Consider the following 14,324-nt stretch of genomic DNA (forward strand, 5'->3'; position numbering starts at 1 on the left):
CGTTCTTACAGCGTCGTCCGGGCGATGGCATGGAAGAATGTGCCAGTCACAAAGCCGCGACGGCCGCCTGAAAGACCGATGGGCGTGCCGGTGCCATCGGCAATCTGCGCAAAAGCCTCGTCGGTGCCTTTGTCGATGACGCTGGCATAATGAAACTCATGGCCGCGGATCACCTGGCCGGCTGCGCCAAGCGGACCATCGGTGAGAAGCCTTGCCTGCCGGTATCCAAGGTTCATCTTGCGTTTGGCAAAGCTGGTGGATTGCGACAGCAGGCCGGTCATCGCATGTGTCATGCCCTCGGCATCCTCCAGATGCTCGCCGAGAACCATGTAGCCGCCGCACTCGCCATGCACGGGCCGGCTTTCCGCAAACCTAGCGAGACCTTCGCGGAAACCGGAGGCACTGGAGAGGATGCCCGCATGAAGTTCGGGATAACCGCCGGGCAGCCAGCAGGCATCGGCATCGGCGGAAGGACCTTCGTTTGCCAGTGGCGAGAATGGCAGAAGTTCTGCGCCGGCGGCGCGCCAATGCCGGCCCAGATGCGGATAGAGAAAGGTGAAGGCCGCATCGGAGGCAATGGCAATACGCTGGCCGGGCGGTGGCAGGTGGGCAGATGTCGAGCCTGAAGCGGGCATGATGTCCACGGCAAGGTTCAGGATCGCATCGAGATCGAGCGATTGCTCCATCACATCCGCCAGCCGGTCGATATGGTGCTGGATGGCCGGGTGTTCGCTCGCCTGCACGAGGCCGAGATGCCGTTCCGGCAGAGACAGCGTGCTATCGCGCATCACCGCGCCGACCACCGATAGTCCCTTGGCCTCGATGGCCGCTTTTGAGAGGCGCACGTGCCGCTCGCTGCCTGCGCGGTTCAGCACCACGGCGGCCATTTTTACCATCGCGTCGTAATGTTGGAAACCGACGGCAACGGCAGCCGCCGTCTGGCTCTGGCCGGAGACATCGAGTACCAGCAGGACCGGAATGCCGAGAAGGCGCGACAGATCGGCAGCAGCCCCTGTGCGGCCCTCGCCGCCGGCAATGCCATCAAACAGGCCCATGGCGCTTTCGATGAGCAGAAGGTCTGTATCCTCTGCTGCTTCTTGGAGAAGGTGAGCGACGAGATCAGGCTCCATCGCCCAGCTGTCGAGGTTGAGGCCGGAAAGTCCTGACGCCGCCTGATGGAAGCCGGGATCAATATAGTCGGGACCAGATTTCACGCCGCGCACGCGAAAACCGCGCCGCGCAAAGGCCCGGAGCAGGCCGATGGTGACGCTGGTCTTGCCGGAGCCGGAGCGTGGGGCGCCGATGATGAGCGCGCGGGTCATGGCTTTTCCCCTTCAAGGGTCAGCAGGTCGCGCATGGTGACAATCTGCCCGACGACGATCAATGCCGGGGCTGCAAATCCCTGGGCGGCGGCTTCTTCGGCAACCGTGGAAAGTGTCGCTGTCAGCAGGCGTTCCTCGCCGGTCGTTGCTGACATGATCACAGCTGCCGGCGTTTCTGGCGCGCGCCCGCCCTCGATCAGCAGGCGGCTGATCGTGGCAAGGTTCTTGAGGCCCATATAAACGACGATGGGTTCGCCGGTGCGGGCGAGCGCTGCCCAGTCCAGATCGCCGTCCTCGCCTGCCGCATGGCCGGTGGCAAGTGTGATGGCCTTGCTCATGCCGCGCATGGTGGCGGGAATACGCGCGAGCGCAAGGCCTGCCAGCGCCGACGTCATGCCCGGCAGAATGCGGCAGGGGATGCCGGCCTTCACCAGCGCCTCCGCCTCTTCGCCGCCGCGCCCGAAAATGAACGGATCGCCGCCTTTCAGCCGCAGAACGCGCTTTCCCTCACGCGCAAGCCGGATCAGCGACAGCGTGATATCCTCCTGCGCGGTCGAGGGTTTGCCGCCACGCTTGCCGGCATAGATCACCTCGGCCCCACAGGCGAAGGATAAAACCGCATCGGAAACCAGCGCGTCATGCACGATCACGTCGGCCTTGGAGAGCGCGTCGATCACCTCGAGCGTCAGGAAGCGCGGATCGCCGGGGCCGGCGCCGGCAAGCCAGACATGGCCCGGCTCAAAGGTCGGAAGCCGGCTTTCCAGGCGCTGAATGGCTGATGCAATCGTCATGGAGAAACCTTTTGCCGGTGACGGAACGAGGCGTCACCGCTATAGACGAAGGGATGGAGATCGATCCCAAAACCCTGCGCCGTGGCTGGACCACGGGAACCTGCGCGGCAGCCGCCGCCAAGGCCGCCTGTCTGGCGTTGATGGGAGGGGGTTTTCCGGATCTGGTGGAGATCACGCTGCCCGGCGGCCAGCGCCCCGGTTTTACGCTGGCGCTCGAAGAGGCAGGCGACGGTTTTGCCCGGGCCGGCATCATCAAGGATGCCGGCGACGACCCGGATGTCACCCATGGCGCGCTCATCGTCTGCACGCTGCGGCGCGGGCAGCAAGGGGCTGGCCTGCGGTTCCTTGCCGGTGAAGGGGTTGGCATGGTGACCCGCGCCGGTCTTGCCATTCCGCCCGGCGAACCCGCGATCAACCCCGTGCCGCGCCAGATGATTGCCGCCGCCCTTGCCGAAGTGGCCGGCGAAGCGTGCGATTTCGACGTGGAGATTTCCGTGCCCGGCGGCACGGTTATGGCTGAGAAGACGCTGAACGGACGGCTCGGCATTGTCGGCGGGCTCTCCATTCTCGGCACCACCGGCATTGTCATTCCATTTTCCTGCTCGGCCTGGATCCATTCCATCTGGCGTGGCATCGATGTGGCGCGCGCCGAGGGGCTGACCCATGTGGCCGGCGCCACCGGCATGACGTCTGAAAAGGCCGTGCAGGCGCATCACGGCTTGCCGGAAACGGCGCTTCTCGACATGGGCGATTTCGTTGGCGGCATGCTCAAATACCTGAAGAAACATCCGGTCGAACGGGTCACGGTGGCCGGTGGCGTTGCCAAGATGACGAAGCTCGCGCAGGGCATGCTCGACGTGCATTCCAAGCGCGGTCTTGCCGATCTCGAAGCGCTGGCGAGCCTTGCCCGCGAGGCCGGCGGCACCGATACGCTTTCGGACAAGATCCGCGCGGCCAATACCGTGGCCGAAGCTTTTCAGCTGGCGGAAGCCGAAACCCTGCCGCTCGGCGACCGCATTGCCGCCCTTGCCTGGAAAACGGCGGCATCTGCTCTCGTCAACCCGGCCATCGCTCTCGAAATCCTGGTGTTCGACCGGGATGGCAGGCTGAAGGGGCAAGCGCCGTTCACGCCGTCCGATCATGCCTCGTCCTTGCCGCTGGCAATGATCTCGGGCGAGCGGAACCGGCGCACGTAATCGGTGCTGTAAAGCGCGCTCTCGCGAAAATCTTCCGCCCGCAGACCCGGACCGACAAGGATCAGCGCCGTGCGCTCGATCGGGTCTGCGGCCACCTGTGCGGCAATATCCGATAGCGTGCCGCGCAGGATCTTTTCGTCTGGCCAGCTTGCCTTGACGACGATGGCGACCGGGCAATCTGCCCCGTAGAAGGGCGTCAGTTCCGTCACCACCCGCTCCAGCGCATGGATCGCCAGATGAATGGCAAGCGTTGCACCGGTCGCAGCAAAATTCTTCAGCGTTTCCCCCTCCGGCATTTTTGATGCACGACCGGAAATGCGGGTGAGGATCAGGCTCTGGGCGACTTCGGGAATGGTGAGTTCGCGCTTCAATGCAGCAGCAGCAGCGGCAAAGGAGGGAACGCCGGGGGTCAGCGTATAATTGATGCCGAGCCGGTCGAGCCTGCGCATCTGCTCAGCCACCGCACTCCAGACGGAGAGATCGCCCGAATGCAGCCGCGCCACGTCCTCGCCCGCCTGATGCGCGCGCAGATATTCGGCCTCGATGTCTTCGAGGGATAGCGAGGCCGTATCGACGGTGCGGGCCTCCGGCGGGCAATAGGCCAGAAGCTCACGCGGCACGATGGAGCCGGCATAAAGGCAGACGGGAGAGCGGGCGATGATATCGCGCCCGCGCACCGTGATCAGGTCTGCAGCACCGGGGCCGGCGCCGATGAAGTGAACCGTCATGCGGCTTCCTCGACAATGGCGATTGCGCAGGTGACGCCCTGTGCCACATGGCGCGGCCCGACGAGGCGCCCGCTTTTTCCGGCAGCAGCAAGGGCTGCCGCCTCGCAGAAGCTTGGAATGCCGACATGCGCCATGCTGTGGGTGGAGAGCGTCAGCGTGCGCGGCGACACGTCTTCCATTTCCGGATCTGAGACGATGGTCAGCGCAATGCCAAGCTGTTCGGCGGCTTCCAGAAGCCCGGCTTCGTCAGCCTTCAGCGCGCCTGTGGCAAGCCTCTGCGGGCGTTCGCCGGCCCGGCCGCAGGCGGCAAGCGCTTCATTCAGAACGGCGAGAACCGTTTCTGCGGTGGTTCCCTTGCGGCATCCGATCCCGGCTGCGATCATGTGGTCAACTCCTTCTTGATGAAAATCCATTGGGTTACGGGCATGGCCGCGCGCCAACCCGTCATGCGCCCGACAGGTTCGGCCCGGTCGACGGATATGCGCGTCAACGTGCCGCCAAGTCTGGCATGGGCGGAAAGCAGAACCTGCTCCATTTCCAGTGTCACGGCGTTGGCCACCAGCCGCCCACCGATCTTCAGGGCGCAAAGGGCGGCTTCCAGAACGCCATCGCCGCTGCCGCCGCCGCCGATGAAAATGGCATCCGGCTGCGGCAGGCCGGCCAGCGCATCGGGTGCCTTGCCTTCCACCAGCTGAAGTCCCGGCACGCCGAAATTTTGGGCATTGCGCCGAACGCGCGCTGCCCGTTCCCCGTGCTGCTCGATGGCAATGGCAAAAAGGGAAGGGTGCGCCAGCATCCACTCGATGCCGATGGAGCCGGATCCCGCACCGATATCCCACAACAATTCGCCGCGCCGGGGAGACAGCGCCGAGAGCGTCATGGCGCGGATGTCCCGCTTGGTGATCTGGCCGTCATGCTCGAACAGATCGTCGGAAAGCCCGAAGCCGAGCGGCAGAATTCTCGCCGCAGCATCCGCCCTCACCTCGATGGCGACAAGATTGAGCGGATCGATATCGGTGAGGGTAAAGGCATTGGCGTCAACCGAGCGGATTTTTTCCTGCGGGCCGCCCAGTGCTTCCAGTATGGTTAGCCGGCTATGGCCAAAACCATTGTTACATAGCAGGTGGGCAAGCGCTTCCGGCCCGGCGGCATCGGAGGTGAGGGCAAGGAGCTTCCGCCCCGGATGCAGAAGCGGGCGTATCAGATCAAGCGGGCGGCCGTGCAGCGAAACCGTATCCACATCCTGAAGCGCCCAACCCAACCGGGCTGCCGCCAGAGAAAAGGCCGATGGGGCAGGATAGACGCGGAATTCCTCCGGCGTGAGATGCCGCGCAAGCGTGACGCCGACGCCGAAGAAGAACGGATCGCCAGAGGCCAGCACACAGGTTTTGACGCCACGAAGGGCCAGCACATCCACCATCTGCGCATCGAAAGGCTGCGGCCAGGGGCAGGCCTTGCCGGTGATGGCATCGCGCGCCAGTTCCAGATGCCGCCGCCCGCCGAATACGGTTTCGGCCACTGCAATAGCCTTGCAGGCCTCTTCGCCAAGTCCCACAAGGCCGTCTTCGCCGATTCCGACGATGGACAACCAGGGTGCTTGCGCTAAAAGGGTTTTTTCCTGTTCAGGAGCCATGGCCTTGCACTCCATTCTCATTCTTGGCGGCACCACGGAGGCGCGCCAGCTTGCTGGAAGATTGGCGGCGCTCAACCGTTTCCGGCTGGAACTGTCGCTGGCCGGGCGCACGAAAACGCCAGTCGAGCAGCCGGTTCCGGTACGCACCGGCGGTTTTGGCGGAGCGGAAGGGTTGGCGCACTATCTCGTTGAACACCGGTTCGACCTGATGATCGACGCCACCCATCCGTATGCCGCGCGCATCTCCGCCAATGCCGATATTGCTTCCCGCATGGCGAAAATTCCCCTGTTGGCGCTGCGTCGGCTCGGCTGGAACCGTGAGCCCGGTGATCGTTGGCAGGAGGTGGAGAGCGTTGAACAGGCGGTGGCAAGCCTTGGGAATGCGCCGCGTTCTGCATTTCTGGCGCTCGGCCGGCAGGAACTGCTGCCTTTCGAGGCCGCCCCCCAGCATCACTATCTCGTGCGCAGCGTCGATGCGGTCGAGCCGCCGCTGGACCTTCCCCATGTGCGCTACATCACCGCGCGTGGTCCGTTTGCCGAGGAGGATGAAATGGCGCTGCTGCGCGACAACGGTATCGAGGTGGTCGTCTCGAAGAATTCCGGTGGCGCGGCAAGTTATGGCAAGATCGTTGCAGCACGAAAGCTTGGCCTCGACGTCATCATGATCCGACGCCCGGTTCTGCCGGATGTCTTTTCTTTCCAGACCGTGGAGGCACTTGCCGACCATGTCGCTCAGGCCTTTCCTACAGACCAGCTGCGGGGCGAATAAACCAGCGGTGCCTGCTCGCCGCGGGCAATAACGCGGGTTTCCACGGAGCCGACAATGATGCAGGTCGCCATGTCGGCCATGTCGGCGCGGGCATCGGCCAAAAGTTCGATGCGTATCTTTTCGTCTGGTCTGCCGGCCGCGCGGCCAAAGATTACCGGTACGCTGCCGGGCAGGTGCGCGCGCAAAATGTCAAACGCCTCGCCCAGCTGGTGCGGCCGCGCCTTGCTGACGGGATTGTAGAAGGCCATGACGAAGCCGGCTTCTGCGGCAGCGATCAGCCGCTTTTCGATAACGCTCCACGGTTTCAGGTTGTCGGAGAGCGAGATGGCGCAGAAATCGTGGCCGAGCGGCGCGCCGGCCTTGGCCGCAACCGCCAGCATCGCTGTGACGCCGGGCACCACGGAAAACTCCACCTGCCGAAAGGCGGGCGGTCCGGCTTCGATGGCCTCGCAGACGGCCGCCGCCATGGCAAAAACACCGGGATCGCCGCCCGAGACGACGCAGACTTTTCCGCCGCTGGCGGCAAGTTCAAGCGCTGCTGCCGCGCGCGAAATTTCCTCGCGATTGTCGGAGGCGTGCCGGCGCTGGTGGGGGAGAAGCGTGAGACGCTCGACATAGGGGCCATAACCGAAGAAATCGGTGGCTTCTTCGCAGGCAGCAAGCGCTTCCGGGGTGACTTGAAGCGGGCTTCCCGGCCCAAGGCCAACGACGGTCAGCCGGCCGGTGGGGCTAAGAGGTTCGCTCATGGCCTGCCCTTCCAGCCGGGCACCAGCACCAGCGAAAAATAGGGGGCCGGCAGCAGTTCGTCGCGCTCAACAAGCGGCATCGCGGCACCATTAGCCATCGTGCCGCGCTCCACATAAACGGCGCCTTCCAGCTTGCCGACGCAAGACAGCGCGCGGCGGATTTTTGGCAGGTTGCGGCCAACCTTCATGATCACTGCGCCATCGGTGCCGGCCAGCCGCGCTGCCAGCACCTCTTCGGAAAGCGTGCCGGGCAGCACGCTCAAGATGTCGTCGCCCTGCACCAGCGGCAGGTTGGCCATCGACCAGCAGCCGGACATGGCGGTGACGCCGGGAATGACTTCGGCCGGAAAATGCGGTGCAAGCCGCAGGTGCAGATGCATATAGGAGCCGTAAAACAGCGGATCGCCTTCGCTCAGCACCGCAACGGTGCGCCCGGCCTGCAAATGGAGGGCGATCTGGGCGGCGGATTCGTCGAAAAATCCGTCGATGGCGTTCTTGTAGCTTTCGCTGTCCTTATGCTCTTCCACCGTCACCGGATAGATAAGCGGCAGTTCGATCACATCGGCGCGCATATGGCCATCAACGATGGTGCGTCCGTTGCCGCGCGCACCGCGCTTGGCAAAGAAGGCAACCACATCCGCCGCGTTGAGCGCCTTGACCGCCTTCAGCGTCAACAGGTCCGGGTCACCGGGACCGGTGCCGACGCCGATCAGTTTTCCGCTTGTAATCTCGCTCAAAGCCCGGCCCTCGCCAGCGCATTGACGGCGGCCGCCGTCATGGCCGAGCCACCCATGCGGCCCTTCACGATGGCATAGGGGATGCCGAGCTTATGTTCGGCAAGCGCGTCCTTGCTTTCGGCGGCGCCGACGAAGCCGACGGGCATGCCGATGATGGCGGCAGGACGCGGGCAGCCGCGATCCAGCATTTCCAAGAGGTAAAACAGCGCCGTCGGGGCATTGCCGATCGCAACGATCGCGCCCTCCAGCTGGTCTGCCCAAAGCTCAAGCGCTGCGGCCGAACGGGTGTTGCCGATGCGTTTGGCAATATCAGGCGTCTGCGGGTCACGGAGCGTGCAGATCACCTCGTTCTTGTTGGCAAGTCGCGCGCGTGTCACGCCGTGGGCCACCATCTGCGCATCGCAGAAGATCGGGCGCCCGGCAGAAAGCGCACCCCGTGCGGCCTCGACGAAGGTCGGCGAAAAGCGGAAATGCGCGGCAGCCTCCACCAGGCCACAGGCATGGATCATGCGGATCGCCACCTCAGCCTCATCGGGTGAAAAGGCCGAAAGATCGGCTTCCTCGCGGATGATGGCGAAGGATTTGGCATAGATCGCATCGCCATCGCGAATATAGTCGTAGTCGGTCATCATCTACTTTCAGAAAGCGCCGCCGCAATCACCTGCGGACCAAGGCGGGCCAGACAGTCGCGGCTCGTCTCGGTGGGCTGGCGCTGAAGGCACACCAGCCGGTCAAGTGCGGCAAGGGCTGCGGTTTCCGTGTGCGGGACAAGGGTTTTGAGCGGGGTATCGGCGGTTTTGCCCTCAAAGACAAGATGTGTGCCGGCCTCAGCGCCGACGAATGTCAGCGTGGCAGGGCCCGGATGCGCACAACCCTTGGCGCAGCCGGAAAGATGCAGGCGCACGGAGCCATCAAACAGTGTTGAAGCCTCCCGCGCGGCAAAGCGTCCCGTCTCATGCGTGGCGTAGCGGCCGGAGTTGCAGGACGGTGCGCCGGGGCAGGTGGAAATCTCGGCGAGCGGATCACCGGAGCCGGTGATGAAGCCTGATTTTTCCGCGTGATCGAGCACCTTGATGCAGGCCTGTTGCGGCCCGGTAAGCACCAGCGCATGATCAGGCGCAGGTTTCAGCCAGAGGATGCCGGCGTGCGCGGAAACCTCTGCCAAAGCCGCCAGCCGCGTGGCATCCATCTGCCCGAACGGCAGCGCGATGCGCAGCGCTGAGAGGGGGGGCGAAAGCGGAAAATGGCCGAAGGGTGAGGCATGCGCAGGGTCGGCAGATGCGGTTTCCGGGGTAAGCCCCGAAATCTCCAGCCCCTTAATGTCCGGATGCGTAGGATCGATGTCGCGCCCTCGGGCTTTTGGGCCAAGCCGCGCCAGATGCCGGAGAATGGCTTGCGTTACGTCGGCTGCGTCTTCATCCGCGATCAGCCCCAGCTTGCGGCCTATCTCGGCGGTTCCGCCAAGCGTCAGCAACCAGTGGAGCGCGCCGTTTTGGCGCATGGCCGTCAGCCTGATATCGGCGAGCAGATGGTCGAGCCGGATCGTGCCACCGCCCTCCACCACCACGGAAAGTTTTGGCGCAAGGCGCTCCGCCAGAGGCAGGCCGCGTGCGATGATCGCCTGTCCGAGCGGGCGCGGATCGGCAACTTCGAAAACATCTTCACCGGCAAGCGGCGACCATTCCACGGCAAGCCCTTCGCGCAGCGGCAGCGAAAGATCTCGCACCGCCTCTTCCAGCGCGATGGCCGAGCGGTCATCGAGCCCGCGAATCTGCAGGTTTCCGCGCGCGGTAATATCGAGAATGCCGTTGCCGTGGCGGCGCGAGAGATCGCAGAGGCGGGACAACTGGTCGGGCCGGATGGGCGCTGCCAGCGCCACCCTCGTCAACAGCCCGTCACCGGTCTGCATCGGGGCGGAAAGCGCCGGGCAGGCGCCACGGGCCAGGGGAGAGAGGGGCGCGAGGGAGGAAGGAAGTGTAAGGGAACTGGCCGGTGCCGTCGTCATCGGCGCTGCCTTTCCCGTGCAAAGTTGCGGAGAACATCCAGCTCGCGGTCCACCGAATTGCGGCGCGGCTGCCAGAGGCCGCGGCGGCGCGCCGAGATCAGTCGGTCCGCAATCGCACCTGCAGCTTCCGGGTTCTGGTCGAGCACGAAATCGCGCACCGTCTCGTCGGCCACATAAGCCTCATAGACGGCCTCGATCAGCCCTTGCGGAACCGCTTGCGTGGTTTCGGCAAAACCGACGAGCCGGTCCACGGTCTCGGCAAATTCGGCGGCCCCGCGCGGGCCATGGCGCATCTGGCCGGCGATGAAGCGTGGGTTAACGGCGCGGGCGCGAACTACATGGGTGATCGCTTCCGTGATCGAACGGGCGCGCGGACGCTGGGGGTCGGTGGTGTCGAGCGCGATCACATCGGCCTTGCCGCCGAGTGCTGCAACGGCCGCCGCAAAACCGCCGATGAAGGCGACATCACCGGAGCCATCGAGCAGGTCTCGGCCGGGGTCGTCACCGGTGTGGACGAGAAGGTCTGCGCTCCGCACGCGCTCTTCAAACAGCGCGCCGGCCGGCCGTTCCTCACCATCAGGTCCGCCAAAGGCATGACTGGTCATGGAAAGATAGGCGCGGCCGAGATCCTCGCGGCCGCCCCAGTTGCCTGCGGAGAGCTGTTCCTCGATGCCGGACCCATAGGTGCCGGGTGCAGAGCCGAAGATGCGGGCGGGCGCTGTCCCTTCGGAAGACGCTGTTTCTGCGAGCGGGTTGTCGCCGCCTGCCTCTTCAGTGCGGGCAGCAATCGCGCGCACTGCAGCATCGAGAAGCGCGATGAGGGCTGGAAACATATCGCGAAACAGGCCGGAAATGCGATAGGTCACGTCAACGCGCGGCCGCCCGAGATGCGCCGGCGGCAGAACCTCGATGGCGGTCACACGCCCCGTTGCCGGGTCCTGCACCGGGCGCGCGCCCATCAGCGCCAGCCCCTGCGCCACCTCTTCGCCGCCGCTTCGAAGCGTGGCACTGCCCCAGAGATCGATGACAAGGCTTTTTGGCCAGTCACCGTGGTCCTGCATGTAGCGGCGGATCACCTCGTCGGCGGCAAGTTTTCCAAGTTCGAAGGCCGTCGGCGTCGGCATGGTGCGCGGATCGGAGGCGTAGAGATTGCGTCCCGTCGGCAGCACGTCACGCCGGCCCCGCGCCGGTGCACCGGAAGGGCCGGGGCCGATATGGCGGCCATCCAGCGCATCCATCAGGCTCTGGCGCTCGCGCAAGACACTGGCGGTGCGCGCCGGATCTGTCTCGCGCGCGTCTTCCTGGCCAAAGACATGCTGGCCATCCTTGATGGCAAAATCTTTCAGGTCGCAGAGAAACGCATCGATGCGCGAGAGCGCCGTATCCGGATCGTCGGTGTGTGAAACGCCGGCCTCGCCGGCAAGCCCGGTTTCCTCTGCCGCCTCGATGATCAGTTTTGCCAGACGGTCGCGGCGGCGGCGATCCAGCCCGTCGGCCTGCGCATATTCATCGACCAGCAGTTCCAGCTTCTGCTGCGCTTCCGATAGCCCGGCCGTCGTCAGGATCGGCGGCAGATGGCCAAGGGTTAGCGCTGCGATCCGTCTTTTGGCAACCGCCGCCTCGCCGGGATTGGACACGATGAACGGATAGATCACCGGCAGATGCCCGGTGACGAGTTCGGGAAAGCAGCTTTTCGTCAGCGCCACCGTTTTGCCCGGCAGCCATTCCAGCGTGCCATGCGCGCCGACATGCACGATGGCATGGGCCTTCAGATCGCGCTGCGTCCAGGCTCCGAAGGCGATCAGCGCATGGCGCGGCGGGCGGGCCGGATCGTGATAATCGGTGCGCCTGTCGGCTTCCCGGCCACGATCCGGCGCAAGGGCGACCGTGATATTGCCGAAACGGGCAGCGCGGAAGGAAAATCCATCCGGGGCAAATGCTTCGTCCCCCTGCGGTTCGCCCCAGGTGGCGGTAACGGCATTTTTGGCGTCGTCCGGCAGGGTGGCGAAATAGCGCGCATAATCGTCGCGGGCGAGGTGCTGCGATCCGGTCAGGATCCGGTCCATCAGCGCTTTTGCCGTGTCGGGAATATCCGAAACGCCATATCCTTGCCCGGCTAACTGAATGAGAATTTGCCGCACGCTTTCCGGCACATCAAGGCCAACGGCATAACCGGTACGGCCGGCAGCCCCGGGATAATCCGGCATCAGGATAACGATGCGGCGCTCAGACCGTGGCGTCTGCTGAAGCGCCAGATGCCGGGTGATGCGGTCTGCCACGGCCTCCACGCGGTCCGGCTCCGGGCGATTGGCAAAGCCCGAAAAACCATAGGCCGTATCGCCTTCGCGCTCAGCCTTGAAGGAGAGCACGCCGGCGAGAATGCGGCCATCGAGTTCCGGCAGCACCACATGCATGGCAAGATCCGAGGGTCCGAGCCCGCGCTGGCCCTCGATCCAGGCCTCGCGTTTTGTGGTGGCAATCACCGCTTGGAAAACCGGAACGCCAAGCCGGTCGAACAGGGTTTTTCCGTCCGGCTCCGCGTGGCTGGCAAAAGCCGTCGCGGTGATGATCGCGGCAGGCTCAAGGCGCGACAGCGTCTCTTGGAGGAAAGTCAGCGTGCCCGCATCCTTCAGCCCCGGCACGAAGACGGGAAGCGGCGCAAAGCCGCGGTCGACAAGCGCTTGCGACAGCGCGTCGATGGGCGCGACGTCGCCGGCAAGCAGCATGGAACGGTAAAACAGGAGCGGCAGGATTTTTTTGCCCGCCAACCCCTCCAGCGCGTCTGCAAAGGAGACCACGCCGTGGCCGGGCCGGTAAAAGCCGAGTTTTGGCACAGCCTCAGCCACCGGCCGTACATCTTCTTGACCATCCGCCATGGCCTGAAGGCTCAACGCCAACCGGTCGAGATTGTCAGGCCCGCCCTCGCGGAAAAAGGCGAGGAGGCGGGTGATCTCGTCGGTGGATACGGTGGAGGCAGCCGTCAGGCGGTCGTCGGTTTCGCTGCATTCGCCGGGCAGAAGAATGAGCGGAAGCCCCTTTGCGCGCGCCAGATGCGACAGCTCTTCGACCCCGTAACGCCAGCGATCATAACCGCCGAGCACGCGCACCATCAGCACCCGTGCATGGCGGGCGACCTTGTCGATCCAGAGATCGACGGACATCGGGTGGCGCAGGTCCGAAAGCTGGGCAAGGCGCAGCGAAAGGTCGGCGCGCGAAAGCCTGTCCCAGGCCGAAGCCATGCCGTTCAGGTCGCTGTCGGTAAAGGACAGCACCACCACATCGCCCGGCGTCTGGTTGAGATCGACCGGTTCGATCAGATCGTCGAGCGACGAGGATGTGGTGGCAAGGATGTGCATCAGGCCGCCAATATTTGTCCGATGCGGGCGGCATCGATGCCCTTTTCGCCGATGACGACGAGACGCGAACGACGATCCTCGCCGTCACCCCAGGCGCGGTCGAAATAATGGTTCACGCGCGGGCCGACAGCCTGCACCAGAAGCCGCATCGGTTTGCCCTTTACTTCCACATACCCCTTGATGCGCAGCACCTTTTCGGCCGCCGTCACATCGGCAATGCGCCGGCTGAGGCTTTCGGGATCGGAGATTGCGGAGATATCGAGGACAAAGCTGTCGAAATCGTCGTGCTCGTGGTCCAGTTCATCGTCGTGATGCGTCTTGCGGTTCTCGATGTCGTCCTCGACGGCAAGCCCAAGGCCGATGAACACGGCGGGATCGACCGCGCCCTTTTCCGAATTGACGATGCGCACCGCACGCGGCAGGTGGGCGCTCACATGGGCGCGGGCCTTTTCCAGATCGGCAGGGGAGAGAAGGTCGGCCTTGGTGAGGATCACGAGGTCGGCGCAGGCGATCTGGTCTTCAAACACCTCCTCGACGGGGTCGTCATGGTCGAGCGCGTCGTCGTTCACCCGCTGGGCGGCCAGCGCCTCCATGTCATCGGCCACGCGGCCTTCGGCCAGCGCCAGCCCGTCCACCACGGCGATCACGCCATCCACTGTGACCCGGCTTTTGACGCTCGGCCACTGGAAGGCCTGGATCAGGGGCTTTGGCAGCGCAAGGCCGGAGGTTTCGATGAGGATATGATCCACCTTCGGTTCTATCGCCAGAATGCGGTCGATCGCCGGCACGAAATCGTCAGCCACCGTGCAGCAGATGCAGCCGTTTGCCAGTTCGATGATGTTGTCTTCGGGGCAGTTTTCGATGCCGCAGCTTTTCAGGATCTCGCCATCGATGCCGACATCACCGAACTCGTTGACGATGATGGCAAGCCGCTTGCCCTTGATGTTCTGCAGCGCTTGGGAAAGCAACGTGGTTTTGCCGGCGCCGAGAAAACCGGTGACAACCGTGCAGGGAATGCGGGCGAGGGAAGAGGTCATGGGA

Annotated in this window: 13 protein-coding genes; 2 read left to right on the top strand and 11 right to left on the bottom strand. The window is 64.5% G+C overall.

Annotated features, from left to right (window positions below; translation table 11 throughout):
• Nucleotides 1-5: 5 nt before the first annotated feature.
• A complete protein-coding gene (locus AC4CWH_RS17100) occupies nt 6-1,322 on the bottom strand; it encodes a cobyrinic acid a,c-diamide synthase CobB (protein WP_491319654.1) in 1,317 nt (438 codons plus the stop codon).
• Complete coding sequence (gene cobA / locus AC4CWH_RS17105) at nt 1,319-2,113, bottom strand: uroporphyrinogen-III C-methyltransferase (RefSeq protein WP_491319655.1); 795 nt, start codon at nt 2,111-2,113, stop codon at nt 1,319-1,321. The genes AC4CWH_RS17100 and cobA overlap by 4 nt, the downstream gene beginning before the upstream one ends.
• Before the next feature lie 53 nt (nt 2,114-2,166).
• Between cobA and AC4CWH_RS17110 the strand changes: the two genes are divergently transcribed.
• The gene (locus tag AC4CWH_RS17110) at nt 2,167-3,309 is read left to right on the top strand and encodes a cobalt-precorrin-5B (C(1))-methyltransferase (RefSeq protein ID WP_491321456.1); all 1,143 of its coding nucleotides are present in this window, start codon (nt 2,167-2,169) and stop codon (nt 3,307-3,309) included.
• Here the strand turns inward: AC4CWH_RS17110 and cobM are convergent.
• Genes cobM through cbiE form a run of 3 tightly spaced genes read right to left on the bottom strand, consistent with a single transcriptional unit; the run spans nt 3,252 to nt 5,670 of the window.
• Nucleotides 3,252-4,037 carry a precorrin-4 C(11)-methyltransferase gene (gene cobM, locus AC4CWH_RS17115; protein ID WP_491319656.1) on the bottom strand — a complete coding sequence of 262 codons (786 nt, stop codon included), beginning with the start codon at nt 4,035-4,037 and terminating at the stop codon, nt 3,252-3,254. The genes AC4CWH_RS17110 and cobM overlap by 58 nt on opposite strands.
• Complete coding sequence (locus tag AC4CWH_RS17120; RefSeq protein WP_491319657.1) at nt 4,034-4,420, bottom strand: cobalamin biosynthesis protein; 387 nt, start codon at nt 4,418-4,420, stop codon at nt 4,034-4,036. Before AC4CWH_RS17120 ends, cobM begins: the two co-directional genes overlap by 4 nt.
• On the bottom strand, nt 4,417-5,670 hold the full coding sequence (gene cbiE / locus AC4CWH_RS17125; protein ID WP_491319658.1) for a precorrin-6y C5,15-methyltransferase (decarboxylating) subunit CbiE: 1,254 nt from the start codon (nt 5,668-5,670) through the stop codon (nt 4,417-4,419). The genes AC4CWH_RS17120 and cbiE overlap by 4 nt, the downstream gene beginning before the upstream one ends.
• Here cbiE and AC4CWH_RS17130 point away from each other — a divergent pair.
• Nucleotides 5,669-6,439, top strand: a complete 771-nt coding sequence (locus AC4CWH_RS17130; protein WP_491319659.1) for a cobalt-precorrin-6A reductase — start codon at nt 5,669-5,671, stop codon at nt 6,437-6,439. The two genes, cbiE and AC4CWH_RS17130, sit on opposite strands and share 2 nt — an antisense overlap.
• Here the strand turns inward: AC4CWH_RS17130 and AC4CWH_RS17135 are convergent.
• Genes AC4CWH_RS17135 through cobW form a run of 6 tightly spaced genes read right to left on the bottom strand, consistent with a single transcriptional unit; the run spans nt 6,403 to nt 14,320 of the window.
• Nucleotides 6,403-7,185 (bottom strand): precorrin-3B C(17)-methyltransferase, encoded by a 783-nt coding sequence (locus tag AC4CWH_RS17135; protein WP_491319660.1) that lies wholly within the window; start codon nt 7,183-7,185, stop codon nt 6,403-6,405. The two genes, AC4CWH_RS17130 and AC4CWH_RS17135, sit on opposite strands and share 37 nt — an antisense overlap.
• Nucleotides 7,182-7,922 carry a precorrin-2 C(20)-methyltransferase gene (locus AC4CWH_RS17140; RefSeq protein WP_491319661.1) on the bottom strand — a complete coding sequence of 247 codons (741 nt, stop codon included), beginning with the start codon at nt 7,920-7,922 and terminating at the stop codon, nt 7,182-7,184. The genes AC4CWH_RS17135 and AC4CWH_RS17140 overlap by 4 nt, the downstream gene beginning before the upstream one ends.
• Nucleotides 7,919-8,551 (bottom strand): precorrin-8X methylmutase, encoded by a 633-nt coding sequence (locus AC4CWH_RS17145; RefSeq protein WP_491319662.1) that lies wholly within the window; start codon nt 8,549-8,551, stop codon nt 7,919-7,921. Before AC4CWH_RS17145 ends, AC4CWH_RS17140 begins: the two co-directional genes overlap by 4 nt.
• Nucleotides 8,551-9,927: a precorrin-3B synthase gene (gene cobG, locus AC4CWH_RS17150; RefSeq protein WP_491319663.1), complete on the bottom strand. Its 1,377-nt coding sequence runs from the start codon at nt 9,925-9,927 to the stop codon at nt 8,551-8,553. Before cobG ends, AC4CWH_RS17145 begins: the two co-directional genes overlap by 1 nt.
• Nucleotides 9,924-13,283, bottom strand: coding sequence for a cobaltochelatase subunit CobN (gene cobN / locus AC4CWH_RS17155; RefSeq protein WP_491319664.1), 3,360 nt, complete (start codon nt 13,281-13,283; stop codon nt 9,924-9,926). Before cobN ends, cobG begins: the two co-directional genes overlap by 4 nt.
• Nucleotides 13,283-14,320, bottom strand: coding sequence for a cobalamin biosynthesis protein CobW (cobW, locus tag AC4CWH_RS17160; RefSeq protein ID WP_491319665.1), 1,038 nt, complete (start codon nt 14,318-14,320; stop codon nt 13,283-13,285). Before cobW ends, cobN begins: the two co-directional genes overlap by 1 nt.
• Nucleotides 14,321-14,324: the final 4 nt, after the last annotated feature.

This window comes from Neorhizobium sp. PAMB6716 (assembly GCF_058242805.1).